This window comes from Flavonifractor sp. An306 (assembly GCF_002159455.1).
Taxonomy (GTDB): Bacteria; Bacillota; Clostridia; order Oscillospirales; family Oscillospiraceae; genus Flavonifractor.
Map to the genome: position 1 here is coordinate 34141 of NZ_NFIQ01000019.1, position 24371 is coordinate 58511.

The 24371-nt window shown below is 60.2% G+C and carries 20 protein-coding genes; 1 reads left to right on the plus strand and 19 read right to left on the minus strand.

Features of this window, described 5'->3' with window-relative positions:
- Positions 1–5: 5 nt before the first annotated feature.
- From B5F88_RS06685 to B5F88_RS06775, 19 genes are all read right to left on the minus strand, one after another.
- On the minus strand, positions 6–857 hold the full coding sequence (locus tag B5F88_RS06685; RefSeq protein ID WP_087343290.1) for a MotA/TolQ/ExbB proton channel family protein: 852 nt from the start codon (positions 855–857) through the stop codon (positions 6–8).
- Positions 858–905: 48 nt separating this feature from the next.
- Positions 906–1121 carry a flagellar FlbD family protein gene (locus tag B5F88_RS06690; protein ID WP_087343293.1) on the minus strand — a complete coding sequence of 72 codons (216 nt, stop codon included), beginning with the start codon at positions 1119–1121 and terminating at the stop codon, positions 906–908.
- Positions 1122–1191: 70 nt separating this feature from the next.
- Entirely contained in the window at positions 1192–2358 is a 1167-nt protein-coding gene (locus B5F88_RS06695) for a flagellar hook-basal body complex protein (RefSeq protein ID WP_087343296.1), read from the minus strand.
- 96 nt (positions 2359–2454) lie between these two features.
- A complete protein-coding gene (locus B5F88_RS06700; RefSeq protein ID WP_087343299.1) occupies positions 2455–2835 on the minus strand; it encodes a TIGR02530 family flagellar biosynthesis protein in 381 nt (126 codons plus the stop codon).
- 32 nt (positions 2836–2867) lie between these two features.
- Positions 2868–3455, minus strand: coding sequence for a flagellar hook capping FlgD N-terminal domain-containing protein (locus B5F88_RS06705; protein WP_087343301.1), 588 nt, complete (start codon positions 3453–3455; stop codon positions 2868–2870).
- Between the two features lie 31 nt (positions 3456–3486).
- Complete coding sequence (locus tag B5F88_RS06710; RefSeq protein WP_087343304.1) at positions 3487–4647, minus strand: flagellar hook-length control protein FliK; 1161 nt, start codon at positions 4645–4647, stop codon at positions 3487–3489.
- Positions 4648–4673: 26 nt separating this feature from the next.
- On the minus strand, positions 4674–5132 hold the full coding sequence (gene fliJ / locus B5F88_RS06715) for a flagellar export protein FliJ (RefSeq protein ID WP_087343349.1): 459 nt from the start codon (positions 5130–5132) through the stop codon (positions 4674–4676).
- Between the two features lie 23 nt (positions 5133–5155).
- Positions 5156–6457 carry a FliI/YscN family ATPase gene (locus B5F88_RS06720; RefSeq protein WP_087343307.1) on the minus strand — a complete coding sequence of 434 codons (1302 nt, stop codon included), beginning with the start codon at positions 6455–6457 and terminating at the stop codon, positions 5156–5158.
- Positions 6458–6472: 15 nt separating this feature from the next.
- Positions 6473–7282 (minus strand): FliH/SctL family protein, encoded by an 810-nt coding sequence (locus B5F88_RS06725; RefSeq protein ID WP_087343310.1) that lies wholly within the window; start codon positions 7280–7282, stop codon positions 6473–6475.
- A complete protein-coding gene (gene fliG / locus B5F88_RS06730; protein WP_087343313.1) occupies positions 7275–8342 on the minus strand; it encodes a flagellar motor switch protein FliG in 1068 nt (355 codons plus the stop codon). The genes B5F88_RS06725 and fliG overlap by 8 nt, the downstream gene beginning before the upstream one ends.
- Entirely contained in the window at positions 8339–9946 is a 1608-nt protein-coding gene (gene fliF, locus B5F88_RS06735) for a flagellar basal-body MS-ring/collar protein FliF (protein ID WP_087343316.1), read from the minus strand. Before fliF ends, fliG begins: the two co-directional genes overlap by 4 nt.
- Positions 9947–9981: 35 nt before the next feature.
- Positions 9982–10293 (minus strand): flagellar hook-basal body complex protein FliE, encoded by a 312-nt coding sequence (locus tag B5F88_RS06740; protein ID WP_242959663.1) that lies wholly within the window; start codon positions 10291–10293, stop codon positions 9982–9984.
- Positions 10294–10351: 58 nt separating this feature from the next.
- Complete coding sequence (flgC, locus tag B5F88_RS06745; RefSeq protein ID WP_087343319.1) at positions 10352–10801, minus strand: flagellar basal body rod protein FlgC; 450 nt, start codon at positions 10799–10801, stop codon at positions 10352–10354.
- Positions 10802–10816: 15 nt separating this feature from the next.
- Positions 10817–11200, minus strand: coding sequence for a flagellar basal body rod protein FlgB (gene flgB / locus B5F88_RS06750; RefSeq protein WP_087343322.1), 384 nt, complete (start codon positions 11198–11200; stop codon positions 10817–10819).
- Between the two features lie 445 nt (positions 11201–11645).
- Positions 11646–15893, minus strand: a complete 4248-nt coding sequence (locus B5F88_RS06755; protein WP_087343324.1) for an S-layer homology domain-containing protein — start codon at positions 15891–15893, stop codon at positions 11646–11648.
- Between the two features lie 75 nt (positions 15894–15968).
- Positions 15969–20879, minus strand: coding sequence for an S-layer homology domain-containing protein (locus B5F88_RS06760; protein WP_087343327.1), 4911 nt, complete (start codon positions 20877–20879; stop codon positions 15969–15971).
- Positions 20880–20921: 42 nt separating this feature from the next.
- Entirely contained in the window at positions 20922–21527 is a 606-nt protein-coding gene (locus B5F88_RS06765; RefSeq protein WP_087343330.1) for a PilZ domain-containing protein, read from the minus strand.
- Complete coding sequence (locus B5F88_RS06770) at positions 21514–21870, minus strand: EscU/YscU/HrcU family type III secretion system export apparatus switch protein (RefSeq protein ID WP_087343334.1); 357 nt, start codon at positions 21868–21870, stop codon at positions 21514–21516. The genes B5F88_RS06765 and B5F88_RS06770 overlap by 14 nt, the downstream gene beginning before the upstream one ends.
- Entirely contained in the window at positions 21857–23293 is a 1437-nt protein-coding gene (locus tag B5F88_RS06775; RefSeq protein WP_087343337.1) for a hypothetical protein, read from the minus strand. Before B5F88_RS06775 ends, B5F88_RS06770 begins: the two co-directional genes overlap by 14 nt.
- Before the next feature lie 138 nt (positions 23294–23431).
- Here B5F88_RS06775 and B5F88_RS06780 point away from each other — a divergent pair.
- Positions 23432–24371 (plus strand): Hpt domain-containing protein (locus tag B5F88_RS06780; protein WP_204246209.1); only part of this gene is annotated, 940 nt, incomplete at its 3' end.

Below are 24371 nucleotides of genomic sequence, written 5' to 3' on the forward strand. Positions count from 1 at the left end.
CCTTCTTATTTCCGTTTTTTCCGGCCGCGCTTAGGAGTTTCCTTCCCTCCGCCGAGGTTGCTAATACCGCCATCTTCCCGTTCCTTCTGATTCATAAAGGTCATCAGCCGCTCCCGAAGGAACTTGGGATTCTCGCCGGACTGGATGGCCATGATGCCCTCCACAATGATCTGCCGGCAGAGGATCTCCTCCTCGTCCCGGGCCGTCAGGTTGGCGGCGATGGGGTTGAAGATCACATGGGCCAGAACGGAGCCGTAAAAGGTGGTAACCAGAGCCACAGACATGCTGGGACCCAGAGAATTCATATCCGCGCCGTCCAGGCTCTTCAGCATGTTGATCAGACCGATCAGGGTACCGATCATACCGAAGGCCGGGGCTGCGTTAGAACCCCGCTCATACATGGCCACCACTTCCTGGTGGCGGGCAGAGGTCTGCTCAATGTCGTTCTCCAGGATACTACGCACGCGGTCCGGATCGTTGGCGTCCACAATCAGCATGATGGCCTGCTTGAAAAAGGGGTCATCCTGCTCATTGGCCTTCTCTTCCAGCGCCAGCAGGCCGTTCTTTCTCGCAATCTGCGCCAGCTCGGTTAACTGATCCACGTAGATCGTGGGGTTAAAGGCTTTCGCCCGGAGCATGATCTCGATATGCTTGGGAAAGGACTTGGCCAGCTTGGGATAGCAGGCGACCATCACCGCCAGGGTACCGCCGATGGTGATAAGAATACTGGGTATATCGAAAAAATTTACTAAGTTCTCTGGAACTAATTCAGGTATAAGGCCGTCCATATTGACGGAGATGCCAAAGAACACAAAGAAAACGGCCAGCAGCAGTCCGATCAAATACACTATGTTCATTTACGTCGATCCCTTCTCTTATATCCCGTCTCCAGCGGGCGGCGCCGGTCAGCGCCGGTCGATTACGGAGACCTCCCGGTGAATATCCTGCACCTTCGCGTTGTACTCCGCGATCTTCTGGATGATCTCCTCCACGGTGTCCCGCACCAGATAGTAGTCGTGGTTCATCATCACAACCTTGCACTCGGGGATCAGCTCGATACACTCGATCTGTTGATGATTGACCAGGAACTGCTCGTTGTTCATTTTTTTCAAAACGATCATGGGCGTCTCCTTTCACTGTCCCCCGCCGCCCGGCTAACCCGGGCGGCGGAGGCTAGTTACGTACAGCCGTTTAACGCTTCATGTTGACCAGTTCTTCCAGCATGGTATCAGTCACCGTAACAATACGGGTGTTGGCCTGATAGCCCCGCTGATAGATGATCATGTTGGAAAACTCGGTGGCCAGGTCGGTGCCCGACTGCTCCAGGAAGGAGGTCAGCAGAGACACGCCGCTCTTGCCGGAGAGCATGCTGTCGGGGTCAACGGTAGTAGTAGCAGTACCGTCCGGATTTGTTAAAAACATCTTACCATTGTTCAAGGAGCCCGTCACCGCGCTGTTGGGGGTGCTGATGGTGATATCCCCGGCCGCGTCGCCGGCGGTGTAGTAGGGGCCGTCGGTGTGGAGCACGCCGTTGGGGTTATCCACGCTGCCCAGGGCGATGTAGCCCACCACCACCGGGTCGCCGGTATCCTTGTTGGTACAGGTGATCTTGCCGTTGGCGTCAATGCTCAGGTTCTCATAGTCAATATAACCGTCTACCTCAGGGCCAACCACGGCACCACCGCCTGCCGGCACCGTTCCGGGGTCCACGTTCTGGCCGGTGGCATTGTCAACACCCACATACACCGCATCGCCATAATCCGTATTGGGGTCGTCAACACCGGCAAGCTGGCCGGTAGCCTTCATGGGCAGGCGAATGGGCACCAGGGCGGTGCTGACATTGAGGTCGGCTCCGTCAGGTAAAACACCGGGAGTTCCGGTCGTAGTCCCCTTGGGATCTTCCGTCGTGGTCAAAAATCCGTAGACCACATTGCCCTGGCCGTCGGTGAGGTAACCGTCCCGGAACTCAAAGTTGCCCACCCGGGTGAGGGTCAGGCTCTTGAGGGCGTTTACATCATCGACATCCAGAGTCTTGGGTCCCACCAGGAAGAAACCGTCGCCCTTGATGGTGCAGTCGGTGGGCATACCAGTGGGCTCCAGGCTGCCGGTGGTCATATCCAGATCGATGGTGCCGATGCTGCAGCCATAGCCGATCTGCCGGGGGTTGGTGCCGCCCATGGCGGTGGTACCGGCAGAGCCGGCGCTCAGGGTGTTGTAAATGCTCTCCTTGAAGGTCACGCGCTGGGCCTTGTATCCGTAAGTATTGACGTTTGCGATGTTGTTACCTACTACGTTCAGAGCTTCCATATGAGTTTTCAGGCCGGAAATGGCCGCGCTCATTGCTCCTGTCAAAGCCATAAGAATCTTGCTCCTTTTAAAGTTTGCTGCTGCGCCGCCGGGGAAACGTCATTCGGACGCCCCCCAGAGCCTCCTTGCGGTCCTGCCCTCTGTGTCTCACAGGAACACGGCGCCGTCGATATTGGTAAAAATACTGTCCTTCATCTCTTCTTCAGACAATGCGGTGATGACTCTGCCGTTGGGAACGTTGACGATAAAGGCCAGGCTCTGGTCCAGCGCCAGAATATTGGTGGCACCTTTGGCCTCCGCCCGCTCCACGGAGTCGGTCAGCCGCTCCAGCAGGGTGGGTGTCACTTCAATACCCCGCTCCTCCGCACGGCTGAGCGCGTGCTTGGAGAAAGCCACCTGCCTTGTCTGAGCCCGTTCCAGCTCCTGCTGGAATACCGCACCGAAATCACCAGCCGGACGCTGCGCCTGTACCGGCGCCTGCTGGCCATTCAGCGTGGTTTGGGTCAGCGAATGAATCGGTCCGACCATGGATTCACCTCCTTGCAGCCTCACCAGCCGGATCAGACCTCAGGAGTGGTCTCCCCTTCGCCGCCCTCGCCGGTTCCGCCGCCTTCACCGCCGTCGCCGCCCTCACCGGGCTCTTCCGGAACCTCAGGCAGCTCGCCTACCGCCATGATGCTGCTCAGGGGGTACATCTCGCCGTTGACGAAGATCACCTGGGTACCCTGATAGGTACCGGTGCCGGTTACTTCGCCCACGATCTCTTCCAGCTCGCCGTCTTCGTTGTAGGCGCCCACCGTAACGGTCTTGCCCACCAGAGAGGCGGCATAGGTCATGGTAGTGGAAACAGTCAGGGTGTCCAGACTGGTTTTCACGCTGCTCATCATGCTTACCACAGACATCTGCACCAGCTGGTTGAGCATATCGGTGGTGTCGGTGGCGTTGTCAATGGTCTGGTTCTGCAGCTGAGCGACCATCAGCTGAAGGAAGTCGGTAAAGTCAAGGCCAAGGTCTTCATCAGGGTTACTGATGGTATAGCCCTGCTTCTCCAGTTCCTCCACCGTCGAGCCGCTGCTGCTCTTCTGGGCGGCGTACGCGCTGCCCGCGCTCAGGGACTCCAGACCCAGCTGCATAAAATCGCTGCTCATGCTATCGCTTCACTTCCTTTTTCCGGAACGCTTACACAGCCTCCGGCCCGCTCTGCAGCAGACCCAGTCTCAGCTGATGGAGGAAACTGTCCGCCTCCTGCTTGGGCACCTGACGCTGCTGCTGTTGCTGCTGCTGTTGCTGCTGGCCGCCGTTCTGATCCGGCTGCTGCCAGGGCTGCTGACCCTGATGGGGCTGGGGCACTTCCACCCGAACCTCGCCGCGGGTGCTGTCCTGCAGCATCAGGCCCAGAGTGTTGGCGTGCTCGCTGAGCAGCTTGGCCGCATGCTCATTCTCCGCCCGCAGCACCAGATGGAGCGCTCCCTCCGGCGTACGGGTAAACTCCGCCGTCACGGTGCCCAGATTGGCCGGGCTGAGGGTGATCTCCACGTGCTGGCTGCCGTTGTCCAGAGCCTGGGTCAAAGCCTTGCTCAGCTTGGCATCCACATCGGCTGCCGGCGCGGTGGTGTCAATCTCCACCTTTTCGCCCACCTTGACAGGCATGTGCTCCACTTCCTGGAACACAGGGGTCTCCCCGCTGCCATTGACCTCCACAGCCTTGGTGTCACTCTCCTGCTGAGGAGCGGCGGTAAAGCTCTGGCTGCCCTCCATGGCATCGGAGTTCTCCTGGCTCTCCGGCGCGGCCGTCACCACCTGGGCCTGCTGGACCGGAGCCATATCTGTCTCCTGCACAGGCTGCTGGACCGTCTGGACCGTCTGCTCCTGGGGCTGCTGCTGTACCGCCGCCTGCTGAACCAGAGGCATGGTCTCAACCGCCACAGTTTCCTGCTCTGCCGTCACCACCGGGACAGCCGCCGTCTGCATGTTCTCCAGCGGCAGCACGGTGACCGCGGACTCCTCCGCCGTCACAGGCATCTGTACCTGAGCGGGCATTCCCTCCGCCAGCAGAGCCGCGCCCAGCGCCATCAGGTCCGCGTTCAGCACGGGCTCCTGCGGCTGGGTATCCTCTGTCTGGACGGGGTTCTTCCCATTCTCCACCGGACGCTGCTGGGTTGTACCCTGGGTCTGGTCTCTGTCCGGCTCCTGATCCAGCTGGTCCCGCCGCTCATTCAGCAGATCCTGGAAAGAGGGTCCGCTCTCCTGTCCGGCAGGCTTCGTGGTGGGCGTATTAAGGTTAGGCAGAGCCCAGGCGCCCTGGTTAATGGCCTGCAACAGCATATCCATCATATTCATCTTCTTTCACCTCCTTTCAATGGCAGTTATGTTCTCAATAAGCCGCTCTCCATGTGCCTTTTGGCAGAAACCAGCTCATCAATGAACTGCTCCTCGCTCTTCTGCATATCCTTCTGGTAGTCCTGGAGCTTCTTCTCCTTCAGCCGCTCCAGAATTCTGGTATCCACATGGGCCTGCATCACCTGACGGCGCTTGACCTCCGCCGCCTGCTGCAGCTCCTCCAGCCGCTTGGTCTCCCGGGCAATATCCCGCTCCAGCACCCGAAGACCGGTCTCATAGCCCATGGCGTCGGCTATGGAGATGCCTTCCGCCGCCCGCTCCCGGAATTCCTGGTTGACCTGGGCGTACTGCAGCTCCACAGCCTCTTTGCGCGCCTCCTGCTGCCGGACCCGTTCCAAAGCCTTGGCATATTCGCCCTGCAGTCCGTCCAGCACTTGCTGGCGGTAATCCAGCACACTATCCAGGCCGAAGCGAAATTTTTTCACGTCGGGCACCTCACTTCACAGGTTTATAGCAGCTTCCGCATAGCCTCCAGATCTTCTTCGTAGGTAAAGCCCTCTTTAACGCCCTGCATGAGAAACTGGTTGATGCCGTCGATCTTGCCCAAAGCGTAGTCCAGCTTAGGGTTGGTCCCCGCCTTGTACGCACCGATAGACACCAGATCGGAGTTCTTTTCATAGGTACCCATCACGTCCCGGATCCGGGCGGACAACCGCTGGTGCTCCGGGGATACGATATCGGTCATCAGACGGGAAATGCTGGCGCCCACATCGATGGCCGGGAAGTGGTTACTGTTGGCCAGCCGCCGGGAGAGGACGATATGCCCGTCCAAAATACCGCGGACAGTGTCGGCGATGGGCTCGTTGGTGTCGTCGCCCTCCACCAGCACGGTATACACCCCGGTGATGGAGCCCTTTTGGAAGTTACCGCTGCGCTCCAGCAGCTTGGGCAGCTCGGCGTAGATGGAGGGGGTATAGCCCCGGGCCACCGGCGGCTCTCCCACCGCCAGGCCGATCTCACGCTGGGCCATGGCGAAACGGGTCAGAGAGTCCATCATCAGCAGCACGTCCAGCCCCTGATCCCGGAAATACTCCGCGATACCGGTGGCCACCGAGGGACACCGCTTGCGCAGCATGGCGGGCTGGTCGGAGGTGGCCACCACCAGCACCGAGCGGCTCATGCCCTCGGGGCCCAGGTCCTTCTCCATGAACTCCACAACCTCGCGGCCACGTTCCCCCACCAGGGCGATGACGTTGATATCCGCTTTGACGTGCTTGGCGATCATGCCCATCAGGGTACTCTTGCCTACGCCGGAACCGGCGAAAATGCCGATACGCTGGCCCTTGCCGATGGTAAGCATACCGTCAATGGCCTTCACCCCGAACTCCAGCCGCTCCCGGATGGGAGGGCGGGCCATGGGGTTGATGTACTGCTCCCCGTCCACACAGAAGGGGACGCCCCCCTGAAAGGGGCCCTTTCCGTCAATGGGCTGCCCCAGCGCATTGATGACCCGGCCCTTGAGGAAGGGTCCCATGGTCAGGGTCAGCCGTTTGCCGGTGTTGCGCACGAAGTTGCCGGCGGAAATGCCGCTCATTCCCGAGTAGGGCATAAGCAGGATCCGGTCGTTCTTGAAGCCTACCACTTCCGCCATCACCTGGCCGCCGGATTCTCCATTGTAGATGCGGCAGATATCTCCTACCGCCGCCCGGCCGCCGGAGGCCTCGATGGACATGCCCACAATATTTTCGATCTTTCCGGTATAGCTGACGGTCTGGGCCGTCTGCACCTGCCGGAGCAGTTTCTCAAACAACAGTGGGGCCTCCTCTCAGCCGCCGTGCAGGATATCCTTGATATTGTCCAGCTGGGTGGACACGCTGGCGTCGATGATCTCATCTGGCATCTCGATGATGCAGGTGCCCGATTCGTCGTCCGCCATGGGGATCACCTTGATGTGGTCGGACAGGCCCGCCAGAGTGGCGGTAAGCTCCGGGGTGATCTGGGCCAGCTCCCTGGCGGTGCAGCCCCCCACGTAGATGTGGACCCACTCCCGCCGCTTCAGCCGGTCGGTGGCCATCTGGATCATCTTCAGGATCACTTCCCGGCTGCTCTTCAGGCTGACGTGGATGATCTTCTCCGCCACCGCCACGCTCAGGTCGCACAGCTCCGACTGGGTCTGCTCCATCAGGTCCTCCCGGGCCTGGCTGGCCTCCTCCAGAAACTGCTTGATCTGCAGCTCCTGCTGGTGCAGCTGTTCCTCCATAGCGGCTCTGCCCTCGATCTGGGCCTTGGACATACCGTCGGCATATCCCTGGCGGAAGCCCTCCTCCTTGGCCTGGGCCAAGGCTTCCTCGGCCTCCTGGGCCGCCTGCCGGCGGCTCTCCTCCAGCAGTTCCTGGGCCTCTTTCCGGGCCTGGTTGCGGATCTCCTCCGCCTGAACCTGGGCAAAGGAAAGCAGGCTGGCAGCTGCCCCCAGTTCTTCCTCCTGGGCCTGTTCCTCTTCGGTCGCCGCCGCGGGTTCCTCCTCCTCGGGGAGGCCCTCCTCTACCGGAGGGTCCTCCTCAATTTCGATGTCCTCCGCCGCCGGAAACGTGTAGGCACGGACCGGCCCCAGGAAATGCTTGAAAATGTTAGGCAATGATATCGTCCTTTCCGCCCTTGAGGATGATCAGCTCGTTCTTCTCCTCCAGGTCCCGGATGACGCCCACAATACGCTGCTGAGCGGCCTCCACGTCCTTGATACGGACGTTGACTGTAACCTCCAGATCGTCCCGGATGCTCTGCGCCATACGGCTGGACACATTGGAGAAGATCTTGTTGGCCACATCGCTGTTGGCGCCCTTGAGGGCCAGCACCAGATCCTTGGGATCGCAGTCCCGCACGAAGCGCTGCACCGAGCGGTCGTCCATGGTGACAATGTCCTCGAAGACAAACATACGCTTGCGGATCTCGTCGGCCAGGTCGGCGTTGTGGGTGGACAGGCGATCGAAGATGCTCTTCTCGCTGGCCCGGTCCAGATTGTTCATCACGTCGGCCACGTAGTCCACGCCGCCCACCTTTACGTTGTTGGTGGTCATGAGGCTGGAGAACCGCTTCTCCAGCTCGGCCTCGATGATTTTCACCGCAGCGGGAGAGGCGCTCTCCATCGTGGCGATGCTCTCCACCACCTTCACCTGCCGCTCCGGGTCCAGCTCGTCGATCACCGCCGCCGATTTCTGGGGATCCACGTAGGACAGCACCAAGGCAATGGTCTGAGGGCGCTCATGCTGCAATGCGGCATACAGCGACTTCTCATCCGCCTTGTTCAGGAAGGCAAATTCCCGGTTCTTCAGGGATTTGGTCACTTTATCCAGCAGCTGGCTGGCAGTCTGGGAACCGAAGGCCCGCTCCAGCACCGCCCGGGCGTACTCCAGTCCGCCCTCGGTTACCGCCTTGTTGGTCAGGCACATCTGGTAGTACTCGTTGAGCACATCCTCGGTGGTGCCGGAATCCAGGTAACCCAGCTTGGCTACCTCCAGAGTGATCTGCTCCACATCCTCCGGGTCCATATACTGATAAAGCTGGGAGGCTTTCTCCGCCCCCAGGGAGACAATCACCGCCGCCGCTTTCTGCTGGCGGGTCAGCTCCCGCTTAGGCTGCTGGCGCTGGGTCTGTTTCTCTACCGCCGGCGTTGCGGGGGCAGATGTTGTTTCACTCATGTCGCCTCACCCTCCCGCAGCCAGTTTTTCACCATCTGAGCGGCAATCTCCGGGTTCTCCTCAGCAAATTTCCGGATATCCTGCCGCAGTTCCATACTCTTCTCGGTCTGCATCTCCATAATGTTGGACTGCTGCGGCGCGGCCTGGGTCATAATCAGCGCGTTTGCCGCCGCCTCGGCTGCCGCCTCGGCCTCCGCCGCCTTGCGCTTCTTCACCTTCCGGCGATGGAGCAGCAGCAGAATCAGCAGCAGCAGGAGCAGGAACACGCCCACTCCGGCGATGGCCGCATAGATCATCCAGTTGGACAGTCCCTCTACAACCGGCTCGGTGGGCGTCTCGCTCCCGGGCCGATAGAAGGGGGAGATCATAATGGAGATCTTATCCCGCTGGTCCGCGTCGGTAATGCCGGCCGCCCGGCCCACATGGGCATACAGGTCGTTGACGGAAGTATCCCCCGCCACGCTCTGGTTGATACTCACCGACACCATCACGTCGGCGATGCGGGCGGTGATCTGCTCCACCTGCTGCTTGGTGGTATCCACCAGATGGTCCTGCTGACCGGAGGTGGTGATGGCGGTCTCATTGCCGTTGGGCTGGGCCTGGTTTTCCACATAGGTATTCAGATCGGCGTTGGTCTCGGTGCCCACCGCACCGCCGGCGATTTCCTCATCCCCACGGACGATGCTGTTCTGCCAAATCTCAGTACCGATGATACCGTCGTCGTTTCCTTCCGCCCAGTCCTCCAGATTGTAGTCAGTGGAGTCAGTGTAGGTGCGGTCCAGATTCACCACAGTATTGACGCTCACCTGCACGTTATCCGCACCGTACAGAGGGGTCAGCACCTGCATCACCCGCGCGCGGATACGGTTGTTGTACTCCTCCTCCAGCTTCAGCTTCAAGGTGGAGGTGTCCTGGATCTCGCTGAAATCGTCGTCAATCAGATAAGGCGTGCCATAGGCGTCGCTGATGGTCACGTTTTCCACATTCAGTCCCTGCAGACCGTGGCTCACCAGGCTGCGGATGGCTTTCACCTGGTTATCGGTGAGGGTCTTGCCATCCTTCATGGTCACCTGCACGGCGGCGGTGGCGTCCACCGTATTGCCGCTGTCCAGCACATAGGTGTGGTCCTCGCCGGGGGTGAGCAGCACCTCAGCAGACTCCACTCCGTCCATGTTGCAGATAACCGAGGACATATAGTCCTGCAGGTCGTACAGCATCAGCTGGTTGCGCTCAGCTTCAGTGGTTAGGCTGCTTACATTGTTCAGATAAGTACCGTAGTCATAGCCGGCAGAGGGGTATCCCGCCACCAGCACCTGAGCCATCAAAGCCGCCTTGCGGTTTTCCGGCACCAGGATGGCGTCGCCCTCCACCTTATAGTCTGTGACCCCATTTTCGGAAAAATAGGTCAGGATGGCTGTCTGGTCACTCTGGCTCAGGCCGCTGAACAGCGTGGTGTAGGGCTGGTTGCTTGCCGTGATCGCCAGCACCACCACCGCCACGATGGCCGCAGCCAAAACCGCGCCCAGCAGAATTTTCAGCTTTTTGCCGGTCTTTTTCCACCGTTCCTTGGCTTTGTCCGTGATTGCTTTTAGCTTTTCCTTCATGCTCTATCTATCCCCCGGCTCCCGGACCGCGCCCTTTACAGGCTGATCCGCATCAATTCGGAATAGGCGTCCAGCGCTTTGTTCCGCATCTGAATGAGCAGCGACAGAGAGAGCTCGGCCTGGGTGGCGGCAATGGACGCCACCGCCGGATTGTCCAGCTGCCCCGTGGCCAAGGCGTAGTATGCCTCGTTCTTGGCCGCGTCGGTCTCTTTTACGTTATCCACCATGGACTGGAAGATGTCCTGAAACATGGTGGGCTGATTCCGGGTCTGCCCGGCATCGCTCACCGCTGTGGACTCCGTGGCAAGGAGCGGACGAATGGGCTCAATCCTCTGAATGTTCATCATGATTCTTCTTCCCCTTTATCATAGCGTCCGCCTCCCCGCGAACGCTGCGGCACAAAGTTTATTTGCCGATCTCCAGCCCCTTGGCGGCAACCTGCTTCAGTACGTTGAAGGCCGTTACATTGGCCGAATAGGCCTGGGACGCCGCCATGGCGTCCGCCATCTCCTTCACCAGGTCCACGTTGGGCATCTCCACATATCCGTCGGCGTTGGCATCCGGGTTGGTGGGATCATACATCAGCTTAAAGTCGGAGGGGTCCTCCGCAATCTCCGTGACCCGCACGCCGCCGGGGGCAGAGGACTCCTCACCCCGGATACGGGCCATCACCTGCTGGAAGGGGCTCCGCTCCCCGCCCTCTGCCTCAAACACCACAATCTTGCGCCGGTAAGGGCCGCCGCCCTCGGTGCGGGTGGTGTTCTGATTGGTGATGTTTTCCGATATGACGTCCAGCCGCAGCTGCTGGGCGGTCATGCCGGAGCCTACAATATTCATGGAGCTCAAAAAGGCCATGTCTCACACGCCTCCTTAACCGTTGATCGCCGAACGAAGCAAAGAGAAGTCACTGCTGATGGCATTCATCACATACTGCATCTGATAGCCCTCACGCACCAGCTCTACCATTTGCTCTGTAATGTTCACGCCATTGTCGTCCATCCGCGTGCTCTCCTCCGCCTGATGATGGGTTACCTCGGTGCCCGCAATGGCTTGCCGCATGGAGGCGGTGGGCTTGCTGTCGTCAGCCGCGGACTGGATGGCCTGCCGCAATGACTCCTCGAAAGTCACATATTTGGTTTTATACCCCGGTGTCTCCACGTTGGCGATGTTGTCCAGAATGCAGGTTTGCTTATCCCAAAGAAAACCCATGGACCGCTGGAGCATCAGCATCGTGTTGCTTGTCAAAGAATCCATTCTCTCTCGCTCCTTTCTCTCTCCGTTCTCCCTGAAGCGCGCCCGGCCTGTTCCTATGCCCGCTGCACACAGTCAGCCGCAGGCCCAGCGACTTCGACATTATTCACATTTAATTCATTTTAGCTCTAAACCCTTATTTTTGCAAGCCTTTGGCGGGAATATTATTTAAAAATTTTCAGGCTTTTGACAAAAACTTTTAAGGAGATATCCAAATTTTCCCTAATTACACAGACTTCCACAAAAATACGCCCCCGCCGGGGACCTGTTTTATTGAAACTGTTTATCGCTCTGTTTTCCATCTTCTGGACAACCAGGAAGTCAATCCCAGAGATACTATATCACGTGCTTTTCTCTGGTATGCCCGCCAATTTTCACAAACTGCGGCAAACAAAAATCCGCGCCGGGAGACCAATTGCGGTCTCCCGGCGCGGGTACATGGACTTACTTACAGGGTAAGCGCTCTTGCCAGCGCCACCGCCATTTCCGCCCGGGTCATGATCCGGCCGGGCTCCAGCAGTCCGCCGGAGCCCTGGACCACGCCGGTCTGCACCATGACGGACATGGCGCCTCGGGCGTAATCAGCCACATAGGCCCCGTCGGTGTAGGCGTTGAGGATGCTGGGATCCTCAGTGCCGATCACCCAGCCCATGGTCTGCATGGCCCGGTAGAGCATGGTCACCGCTTCCGCTCGGGTGATGGGGGCGTCGGGACGGAAGGTACCGTCGGAGAAGCCGTTGACAATACCCAGCGCATAGGCCGACCGGACCGACTCAGTGTAATACTGGCCGTCGGGCACGTCGGGGAAGCTCTTCTGGGAGCCGTGGGGGAAACCCAGAGCCCGATCCAGCATGGTGATGAAGCTGCCCCGGGTGAGGGGGGAGGCGGGGGCAAAGCTGCTGTTGCCCACGCCGCCCACAACGCCGTTTTCATAGAGGAGATCCACCGCGGGCACCGCCCAGCTGTAGCCGGTGGACATATCCTTGAAATAACGGGAGGAGGCGCTGGGGGTAACGGTAATCTCTACCTGTCCCCGATAGGACCGTCCCTGGGAGTCCACCCCGGTATAGGCCACCACCGCCGTGCCCTGGAAGCCGATGCGGGGGACAAAGGTTACCTGGGACAGGCTGGGAGAGCTCTCGGGGTAGTATTTGGTGCCGGAACGCACCTCGGTATTGGCGCTCTGGAGGCCGCCGTACTGGGTATACAAGCGCCCGGCATTGGAGGACAGGGTGCTGGTGTCAAACTGCACGGAGCTCAGACTGCCCTTGTTCCGGCCGTTGCAGGCGGCGGTAAAGTCGGAGGCACGGAAGGTCACCGGCGCATAGGAGCTGGTATAGCGGATGGTATCGGCGGTGTCGTTGGTGTCGGAGGACACAGTAATCTCCACCGTACCGGTAAAGCTGGTGCCGCCCACCGTATAGCCGGAGTAGGAGACGGTAGCCGTACCGGTGAAGCCGGCGGCAGGCACAAAGCTCACCTCATCCAGGTAGGGAGAGGAGGTGCGGTAATAGCTGGTGTTCGCGCTCACCTTGTTGGTATATTCGCCGTTCTCATACTTATAGTACAGCGTTCCCTGGGAAGAGGAGGGCAGGGTGAAGCGGACATAGCTCAGATCCCGGTTCTGGGCGGCCTGGGCCGCGTTGTTGAAATCGGAGGGCCGGAAGGTCACCGGCTCCCCCAGTCCGGTGTCGTAATAAATGGTGGTGGCGGCGCTGTCCACCCGGATGGTGACGGTGCCGGTAAACCGATCGCCGTTGCTCCCCCAGGCGGTATAGGGGATGGAGCAGTTGTCGGTAAAGCCGCTGGCGGGCACGAAGGTAATCTCGTCCAGATAGGGGGAAGAGGAGCGGTAGTAGTTCTTATTGGCGCTCACCTTCTCCGAGGAGGAGTTGACATAGTTATAATAGAGGGTCCCCTGAGAGGAAGATGGCAGCGTGAAGCGGACATAGTTCAGGCTGCTGCCGGTGAGGGACAGGGACGCCTCGTTGAAATCCTCCACCTGGAAATCCACCGCCTGCCGGCTCTTGGTGGTATAGCCGATCTCGCTGCCCTGGGTTCCCACCCGGATGGTGACGGTGCCGGTAAACCGGTCGCCGCTGGTGGCCCAGCCGGTGTAGTTGATGGTCACCGTGCCGTTATAGCCGCTGGCGGGGGTGAAGCTGACCTGATCCAGATAAGGCGAGGAGGAGTAGGCATAATTCTGGGTGGCGCTCACCTTGCTGCCGTTATAGTACAGTGTGCCCCGGGCAGAGGGCGGCAGCGTAAAGCGGACATAATTCAGGGTGCTGTTGGTGGCGTCCTGGCAGACGGCGTTAAAGTCCGACGCCCGGAAACCCACCGCCACGTTTTCATCGGTGGTATAGCGGATGGTCTCGGTCTCATTGCCCACCTGAATGGTGACGGTACCGGTAAACTTCTCCCCATTGGTACCCCAGCCGGTGTAGTCAATGGTGCAGGTACCGGTATAACCATAGGTGGGCACAAAGCTGATCTGGTCCACATAGGGGTAGGAGGAGCGGTAGTAGTTCCGGCTGGAAACCACCTTTTCCGAGGTGGTGGAGCCGGTATAGTTGTAATACAGGGTACCCTGAGCGGAGGAGGGCAGCGTGAAGCGGACATAGTTCAAGGTGCTGCCCGTCTTATTTTGGGAGATATCGTTAAAGTCGCCCGCCTGGAAGTCCACCGCCTGGCCGTACTCCGTGCGGTAGGAGATGCTGTCGGTACCGGTCTTGACCCGGACGGTGACGGTGCCGGAGAAGGTGGCTCCGCTGGTGCTCCAGCCGGTGAAGGGGATGGATACCGTGCCAGTAAAGTCGCTGGCCGCCACAAAGTCCACCCGGTCCAGGTAGGGAGAGGAAGAGCGGTAATAGTTCTTGCCGGCGCTTACCTTCTCGGAGGAGGAATTGCTGTAATTGTAGTAGAGGATTCCCTCAGAGGAGGCAGGCAGGGTGAAGCGAACATAGTCCAGGCTGTAGCCGGTGACCTCCCGGGAGAGGTCGTTGAAGTCGTTGACGTCAAAACTCACAGCCTTCCCCGGCGCCACAGTATAACTCAGCTCATCGCTCTTGCTGTCCTCGTTTACCTGGATCACCAGCCGGCCCTGGAAGGACTGCCGGTTGGTATCCCAGGCGGTATAGGTGATCACCACTCTCCCCTTATAACCAGAGGCGGGCACAAAAAACACCTGGCCCAGATTGGGCGTTCCGCTGTATTTGTAGTTGGTGGAGGCCCGCACCTCGGTGCCCGGATTCAGCGGGGAGAGATAGTTATAGTACAGGGTGCCCGCGCTGCTGTCAGGCAGAGTAAAGGCCACATAGCTCAGGTCCCGGCCGGTGCGGGCCCGGCACACCACCGCAAAGTCGTTGGGGTCCATCTGCACCGCCATACCGTTGGCCGTGGTGTAGGTCACGTCCTCCTGGCCGGCCACCGACACCTCGATGGTACCCTGGAAGAAGCTGGTGCCGGAGGCGTAGCCGGTATAGGAGATGACAGCAGTGCCGCTGAAGTCGGATTTGGGTACAAAGGTAATGTCGCTTATTCCCATCTGGCCCGTACCCGGGGAGGCGTAATAGGAGGAGCCGGTGGCCACTCCCGCGCCGGTGTCTCCCTCGGAGGTATATTTATAGTAGAGCGTACCCTGATTGGTGGGCACCGACAGGCCGCTGATATAGGACAGGCTGGAGCCCAGCACAGTGGAGCAGCGGCTCTGCAGCTGGGAGACCAGGCCGGAGAAAGACAGGGGCTCCCCCGCCGCCGCCGAGGCGGTGATCACCGCCGCCGTGTTCCGCTTGACGGTAACCTCGCACTTGGCCTCATAGCTGGTGCCGTTCACCTTGGCGGTAATGGTGGCCTTGCCCTCTTTCAGGGCATAGAGATAGCCCGCGTTGACCCGCACGATGTTGGAATCGCTGCTGGTCCAGGTCACGCCCTTGTCCTTGATGGAGGGGCCGTAAATGGTATAGTTCAGGGTGTGGTTATCCCGCTCGTTCATGGTCAGAGTGCTGCTCTCCAGAACGATACCCTGGACATAGATTGTGCTGGCCGCCTCCTGGGTGCCGTCCTTGATCCTGGCGTACACCTTGGTCTCGCCGGCGGCCACGCCGGTGACAGTGGCTGTAGACGTTCCGCTTGGGCTGACTGTGGCTATCCCCGTATTGTCGCTGCGCCAGGTCACCTCCTGGTCGGCTTCGGCGGGGGTGACGGTGGCGGTCAGAGCTTTGCTCCCGCCAGGGGCCAGTTCCATAGTGCCGGGGGTAACAGTGACACCAGAGGGAGCATTGGTGGAAATCGTGATGGTGCAGACGTCGCTGTCCGGTTGTCCATATCCTGCGGGCGGCGTGACGGTCACCCTGATCTGCACACTTCGCTCCTCCGTGGTCTCCGGAACGTTCAGCGCCTCCACGTCGGCAGAGAGAGAGTAGACACCCATAGGAGTGATCTTCACCTCATCATACCGCCCATCCACTTCCTCCCATGTCACTTTGGTACCCGCAGGCAGGGTTTTGCTGCCGTCTGACATGGTGATGGTGGCATTCAGGGTCTGATGCTCGCCCATTTTTAAGTCAGCAGTGGGCGGACTGACGCTCACTGATAGAAAGGTGGGGTTTGCCGCCAGAGTGGCGGGCAGCAGGGCAAAAAGCATCGCCAGCGTTACCAGCAACGACAGGCCACGTCTGGCCAGGGAATATTTCATCCGAATCTCCTCCTTCGGAATATAGGATAGGGCAAGGGGCGGGCAGTATACGGCCCGCCCCTTGCGTCTCTGATGTTACGGTGTCGAGGTCTGCTGCACAAAGCCGATACCATTCGGGATGTGCCCCGAGGGGACACCCTCCTGGAGGGTAAAGGTCAGCAGCTCCCGGGTACTGTTGCTGTTGGCGTCGCAGATATAGCTGGTATCAAACAGCACAATGGTGGTCCCCAGCGGAATTTCCTTAAACTCCAATGTCAGGGTACTGGCGGGGGCCTTGATGTCGTTGGGATAAGAGAATTTACTCTTGCTCTGGCTGGTACCCATGATATCCTTCAGCCGAACCGCATCATCGGTAGTGGTATACTGGGTCTGCCAGACCTCCTTGGGCTTCTGGTCCACACCGCCTTCGGTGACCAGCTGATAAACGGGCTCACTGAACACAAAGGTCACCGTGCCACTGTACGTATTCCCGCCGGGGTCCAACGTGGCGGAAGTGTTCACCTGGTTCAGCTCCGGCGGCGTACGGTCAGGGATATACACGCCGGGGACGCCGGCAAAGGACATCTCCGAGCCCAGAGGGCTGACGGCGGTGGCCAGACAGTAGTACAGGGTGTCGCCGGTCATTTTGTCAGTAAAGTCCTTGGACTGGAAATAGTCGTTGGCCTGTTCCAGGGTCATCTTGCCCTGGTCGGCAATAGTGGCGCCCATCCGGTTGGTGCCGTCCACCAGCTCGGATACGGTCTTGCGAATGGATGTGTTTGCAAATTCATCAAAGACGGAATAGCCATCCGTTCCGTAGGGGGTACACAGCGCCCAGAGCACCGAACGCTCCGCATCCTTATATTCGCCATCTGTCGGATCGGTCAGTTCGTTCCATGTTTCCAGCTTGCTCTGGTCCACAAGGGTGGCATCAAACCCGCCAGCCTTCCGCAGGCTCTCCGGAACCTCGTTGTTGGCGATCAGGGCATAGTTCAGCTCTGCGGAAGAATCGGTCTCAAAGTTGACCGACGGGCTGTTCTGGGTCAGGGTGATCGCTGGCTTGGATACATCTGTAGTGGTAAACCGGTAGACAAGCACTCTGGAGTAGGTCTGGGAAGTACCCTGCAGGACAAAATAAACCGTGTATTGGGTCAGTTTATCCAGCCCCTCCACCAACACCGGCTCCACGCTGGCGCCGCAGACCGCCGAGCCGTATTTGATCTTTTCGTTCCGGTATACGGTGCTGGCGTTCACAATATTCAGGTAATCAGGGGTTGCCACATCAGGCGGCTCATTCTCGTCCTCAGCACCGCTCTCAGGCAGAGTCTGCCAGTTTGCCTCCACACCGTAGTTCGTGGTACCGTCTGTACCCACAGTGGAAACCGTGTTGATCGGCGCCACCACATAGTATACGGTACCCGGACGGTCCAGCATCAGGGACATCTCCACCGCCGAGTCCCCCGCCTCAAATTTCGGATACTCCCCAATAAACTCAGGGGCCTGCTGGTCGGTAAACTGCTTGCGCAGGGAGAAGTCGGCAGGCAGGCCAATGTTGGTCACGCCCTGGGTCAGGGACTCCTCCCAGTTCTCCTCTGTCAGGTCGGCGGACAGGAAGCCCAGATCGTTGTTGCTGCCCGCTATCACGTGGACCTTCAGATTGACCCGCTGGCTCCAGGTATCCCGGTCGGGCAGGCCCGCCACCTTGGTAAAGGAGATGGCGTACTCATACACGGCATCGTCCTGCAGGGTGTTCAGCATGTCAAAATCCGGGTTGTTGCTGCCGCTTTCCAGGAAATTCCGGGTCAGACTGACGCCCCGGTAGCCGGTCACGTTGTCAGGCACCGTAATGGACGCGCTGCCCAGCTTGTGCCATTCGTTCTGGGACTCCGGCTCTCCGGCGGGCACCGTATTGCGGTAGTAGAGTTCAAACTCCACGCTGGTGTCCGACCAGATGAGCATATCCCAGTCAATGGAATCGTCCACCTTCTGGGTGGAGACGGGGGTCAGCCGCCAGCTCACGTCCACGGGTACGTCTTTCTGAACAGGGGTCTCCTCCACGCCAGGGGTCGGAGGTTCAAAGGTGGTGATGGTATTCTCATTCAGCGCGGACAGGTTCACCTGGGCGAACACTGTGGTAAACCGGTCCAGCTGCTGACGGCCCATCACGTTGAAGGCGCTGGAGGTGTCGGCGATGGTATCGGCCTGGATCTCAAAGTAATAGGTTGCGCCGCTCTTGAAATTGATGCCGGTGCCGTTGGGGAAGGTGACCACCGTTTTTCCCTCCTCCAGGGTCACCGTAGCATAGCGGTAATCGATGGTCCAGTTATCGCCGGTCTTGTCGGCGTCGGTGGCCCCCTCAATCTTCACCGGCTGGGTGTTGGCGGGCACCTGGTAGAGGTAAATGGCCTTGCTCAGGGCCAGCCCCATGTCGTTGCGGGCGTCGGTCTCCCCCGCGGTGCCCAGGTTGGCGGTCACGTTCTGATAGAGGCTCACCAGCGTCTCATGGCTGTCGGCGGTCTGCACCGCCTCGCTGAACACCAGACGCACATCGCTCTCCGGCAGGGGCACGTTGACGTCGGTGCCGTTATACTTGGTAAACTCCTGGGTAACGGTGGGCGCGGTGTTGTCCAGGGTGTGGATGGTGATCTTGCCCACGGAGGCCGAGAAGTTGCCCGCCTTGTCCTTGGCCACATAGTACAGGTCGTAGGCCTTTTCCTCCTCCAGCCCGCTGACGGTGAAAGTCACATCCTTGTCCTTGGTCATGGTCACCGTGCCGCTCTTGAGGGCGTTCATGCCCGCCGACACCTGGAGCTTGGCCTCGTCGCTGGTCAGGTCCACCGCTCCGCTCTGGCCGGCCAGGGGCTTGGGATAGGTTACACCCTCCTCCACGATGACCCAGTACAGGGTGCCGTCCTCATTCAGGTTGGCGTACAGGCCCACGGAGGTCTTATCCACCTTGTTGATGGTGGGCTCGGTGTTGAACACCGGCGGGGTACCGTCCACCGTGGTAAAGGACAGCTTCTTCACCGCCGAGCTCTGGCCGCCGTCCACATCGGTGAGCCACAGGTATAGGTCGTAGCTCTCCAGCTCCTCCAGAGGCACGGAGTTGACATCAAAGGTGTTGGACACGTTCTTGGTCACGTCCAGCACGCCGAAGCCCAGGTTGCCGCTGACAGCGTTGGCCTTGAAGTCGCTCTCGGTGGGGGCTGTGGCTCCCTTGGGCAGCACCGCCCAGTACATCCGGCAGGTCTTAGTAGCCATGGTGGTCACCTGGCCGGAGATGTTGGTGATCTTGGACATGTAGGGATAGCCCGTGGCGAAATCAGGCTTGGTGTTGTCCGGCGTGGTGAAGGAGATCACCTTCAGGGGGCTGCGCTGCTCCCGGCCGTCCACAAACACCGCGGACAGGTAGTAGGAGCCGTTAGTGGTCAGGCCGGTGATGTTGGCCGCGTTCACCTGGCCGGCGCCGTCCAGGGACAGGCTGCCGCTCTTGACAATCTTGGGGCTGTAGGAGGAGGGGTTGATCAGATCCTCCGCGGCCACAGAGCCGTCGGTAATGGCGGTGATGGCCCAGTAGACGATGCCTTTCTTATTGGCAGAGAACTGGGCGGTGACGCTGGTGGGGGCCAGGTCGGAGATCCGGGGATAGCCGGCGCTCTGCCGGGGATCGGCGGAGGACTCCGCCGCCGCGTTGCTGTCCATCAGCTCCCCGCCGATGTTGGCGGTCTCGCCGGGCCGGATCACGATCTGGTCGGGCAGCATGGACACGGTGCTCCCCGAGCTGTTCACCACCAGATTGCTGATGTCGCCGTTGCCGGTGACAGTGGTGGCGGTGTCCAGGTTGACCTCATGGGCCAGAGCACCGGTCTCAATGCGCAGGACAGAATCCGTGGCCTTCTCGTCCACGTTGATCACCGCCGCCTGGCCGCTGGCCAGACTGACGGTGGAGCCGGGCGTCACGTTGGTCACTTCCTTGATATTGCCCGCCAGGGTCAGGCTCAGCCCGTCCTCTCCGTCCAGCCGGACCTGGGACACGCCGTAGCCGTCCTTGGCGTTGTCCGCCAAAAAGGCGTTAGTGCGCACATCGGCCTGCTGGATCAGGCCGTCGCCTTCCACCCGCACCGACACCGTCTGCCCGGTGAAGTTATCCAGAATCAGCTTGGGAGCCGTCACATTGCGCAGGATAACACTGTCGTCGCCGTCCTCACTGACGCCGCCGCCGCTGACAATAATCTCTCCCAGAACCTTTACATTCTCCAGCACCACGTCGCCCAGGTCCACACCGGCGGAAACATACAGGTTACCGCCGATCACCGTGTCCCGCAGCGTCACGCCGGAGGAAGAGATGGTCACATTTCCCCAGGTATTGCCGATGCGGTACTCGCCCGGCTCCAAAATGGGGGTGCCCACAGCCCGGACCAGCAGAATAGAGGCCTCCCCCCGGGTAATGGGGTTCTGAGGCCGGAAGCTGCCGTCGGAATAGCCGTCAATCAGGCCGTAGTCCGCCGCCGTGGCGATCAGGCCCCGGCTCCAGTCGTTCATGTCCCGGCTGTCGTTAAAGTCCACATTCTCGCCTACCTGCGCCTGCATCATCAGGATGCGGGCCAGAATCACCGTGGCCTGTTCCCGGGTAATACTGTCGCTGGGAGAAAACGTGGTAGACGACGTACCCTGTATGTAGCCGGTATGATAGGCAATGTTTACGTCCTCGGCATACCATGCCTTCTCCGGCACATCCGTGAAGGGCATGGTTCCCATCTGGGTAAAGCCGTAGGCCCGGTTGATCATGGTGACAAATTCCGCCCGGCTGATGGGGTTGTCCGGGTTCAGATTGCCGTCAATATCTCCCCGCATGACGCCCCACTCCACCACCTGATTCAGATAGGGCTCCACATACGAGGCCGCCGACACAATGGCCGACTGGGCCAGCGTCACCAGCATCACAACCGCCAGCAGCAGCGATACCGCCCGCCGCCGCAGGCCGCCGCGTTCCCTCCGTTGACTCATGGGTATTTCATCCTTTCTTGTCTCGCGCGCATTGTCTTCCAATCAGTTTTTCTGCAGCTGGATGCTGAACACAGCCTCCCGCACCATGCTCTCCTCTTCCCGCACCAGGTCCACAAAGGCCCCGGCGTAGAAGTCGCCCTCGGTGTGGCCCGGCCGGGTGTGGAGGATCCGCATGGTGAGCACCAGCGGCTGGCTGGTCACCGTAATCACCACCTCCACAATCTCCCCCACCTCCAGCTTCCTGGGGCAGAAAAAGGCCAGTCCGCCGCAGCTCAGGTCGTTGGTCACAATGGGCACCCGGCCCTTCCAGCTCCCCGACACCGCGTAAAGGTAGGTCACAAACCGCACCGGGATGCGCAGGTTCTGCCGCACAGATTCCTCCAGCTGGCGGACGGGCTCCACAAAGACCACGTCCCCCTCCCGCCGGACGATCCGCCCCTCCAGAGCGGGAGAATTTTCCGCGTCGCCCACCAGGCTGATGTTGTTGTGGCCCATTACCTCATCCGCGGTACCCTCGGTCACCCGCAGGCGCCACAGCTCCCCGTCGGTGACCCGCTCCAGAATACCCCGGGCAATGGCGTCACCCCGGCTGTCCAGCATCAGATATTTCCGGTTCTTGTTGTCTTTTTGGTCCTTATTGCTTGCCATGCTCCTCGCCTCCCTTTACCGCTCCCCCCAGTCTGGCCTGGCGGTTCCGGCGGGCCTTCTCCGGGTCATTGGGATCGAACTCCAAAAAATACAGATAAATTTCCACCACGGCCTGATAGAGCTCCTCCGGGATCTCCCGGCCCAGTTCCATCTGGGAGAGCACTGTGGCCAGCGAATTGTCCTCATACACCGGCACGCCGTTGTCGGTGGCCACCTCCACAATTTTTTCCGCCAGATGGCCCATACCGGAGGCCACCACCACCGGCGCGCCGTTCCCCGCGCTGTACCGGAGGGCCGCGGCGCGCTGGGTGGGCGCTCCGCCGGTTTCCTTAGATTTTGACATTCACGCCCCGCTTCCCTTCAAACAGATTGGGAAAAACCTCCGTCAGCGTCAGAGGCCTCTCCAGTTTGGACACCCGCACATCCTTGCTGGCCAACCCGTGGCTGGTCAGGATGTCCCGCATATCCTCCGCGATCAGGCCGCTGTTGGCCTGCACCGTATCCGGTCCATAAATCTGCATCTCCACCTGGTCCTGACGGGAGGACAGCGCGATCTCCAGAAAGCCCAGAGACTCCAGGTCCAGCTTGAAGAGAAACTGCACCTTGTGGTCCTGCTCCTGTCCGGAGCCTCCCTGCTCCTCCGCGTCGGGGTCCACCCACATCTCGGAGTACATCATCTTTCCCTGCCACTCCACGGGGAACAGCATGTGGTTTAAGGGCATATAGACGCTCTCCTGTATCAGCAGGGCCCGGACCAGCTCCGCAAAGGACTCCTGGACCTCGTGGCCGTAAAGTCCCCGCAGCGCCTGAGAGGCGGCGTGGGCCAGCCCCTCGGCAAACCGGCTGCCAGCCGCCCGGGTAAAGTCGTTTTCCCGCAGCAGTTTCAAAATAGCATTGTCGTCCAGCTGGTTGAGGCCCTTGAGCAGTTCGCTGTACCCCTCCATCTGCCGGAAAGACTGGAGCAGCTGCCCCTCTGAGCCGTTCTCGTACCGGGCCACATCCAGCACCAGCCGGTTGAGCATCTCCCGCAAAGGTCCCATGTCGTGGGTCCGCTCCACGTAACTGCCCAGATAGGGGATGATCTCCCCCTGAAGCAGCTTCAGATTGTCCGCCCGGCTGCCGGAAGCCAGCCCGTTTTCCAGCTGGGCCAGCAGCTGGTTCATATTGTCCTGCCAGCTGCGGGGCAGCCGCTCGGTGATCTGCTGGAGCAGGCTGGTCATGTTCCGCCCGATATGTGCCGTGGAGGAGAAGTCGCTGTACCGCTTGGCAAACTCCAGAATGGACTGGCGCACATGATCCCCGGACAGGGAGCCGTAGGTCTGCCGCAGCAGGGAGAACAGCGGCCCGGAAAAGCGGTTGCCCCCCTGGACCTGCTCCATGAACAGCTGCCGGAATCCCTCCGCGTCCACCTGCAGCATCTCCAGCAGCTGGGCCATCTCCTGGGCAATGCCCTGCTGCAGGCCGGGGGTGGAGATCACCCCCCGCATCAGCAGCATGGTTTTGCTCATCAGTTCAGGCAGCTCGGGCATCTCCCGCAGCCGCTGTAAAAAGGTCTGTAAATTGGAGTCGTAGCGCAGTACATCCGATTGCAGGGCGTCGTTGGCCCCCTGCTGGTCCGTCCTGGCGTCCGGCCGTCCCACCCGGGTGGGGTCGGGGACATTCTGGATCTGCGTCTGGCTGGGACGCATCTCCGTGGGCAGGGCCCGGTTGTTATTCGCACTGTCGTAGCCTGGGACGCGGTTGGCCGCGCCCAAAAGGTCCGCCATATGATCCACCTCTTGCAGCCCTGCGGACCAGCGGAATTTTCCAATTCCACCCTGATATTTTTGCAGAGCACTTATTTTCTCTGAAATTTGGTCGATAAAAAAATAAGAAGTCCAATGCGAGGAAAGGAGCCTATCGTTATGAGTGCCGGTAGCGACAGCATTCTGGATGCCTTTTTATATGAGACCAACACCCTCTTGGAGCAGTTAGACAGCATTGTTCTGGCTGCGGAGCAGCAGGACAGCTTCTCCCAAGAGGACATCAATACCATCTTCCGCATCATGCACACCGTCAAGGGGTCCTCCGCCATGATGGAGTACAACTCCCTCATGACCATCGCCCACCGGGCGGAGGATCTGTTCGCCATTATCCGGGACAAGACCATGGATGTGGTCCCCGAGTCCCTGCGTCCGGAGCTGTTCGACCTGTTGTTCCAGACCATCGACTTTTTCCGCGGGGAGCTGGAGCACATTGAAAACGAACAGCCCCTTACTGAAAATATCGACACCCTGCTGCAAAAAGTTAATAGACTGATCGAGCAAATTAACTCCGGCGGCCAGGCCCCGGAGGCGTCCCAGCAGTCCGCCACGGAGGCCGCCGGGGGCGCCGCCCCGGCAGCGCCCGGATTCCCCTACGGCCTTCAGGTGTTCTTTGACGAGGGCTGCGGTATGGAAAACCTGCGGGCGTATATGCTGGTCAATTCCATCAAGGAGCTGTGCGGCGAATCGGATTTCACCTACGAGCCCCAGGGCGTGGATTCCGACCCCGCCACCGCCGACCAGATTGTGGAGTCCGGCTTTATGCTCTATTTCCGCACTCGGGCTGACCGTGAGAGCGCCGTCCACGCCGTTACCAGCGCCGGAGCGGTGCGCGCCTATCAGTCCATCGACCAGGCCGCTCCCCCCGTTGAGCCGGCCCAGCCGGCCGCCGAACCGGCCCCCGCGCCTCAGGCCGCCGCGGCTGCGCCCGCGCCGGCGGCCAGGCCCCGGAGGCGTCCCAGCAGTCCGCCACGGAGGCCGCCGGGGGCGCCGCCCCGGCAGCGCCCGGATTCCCCTACGGCCTTCAGGTGTTCTTTGACGA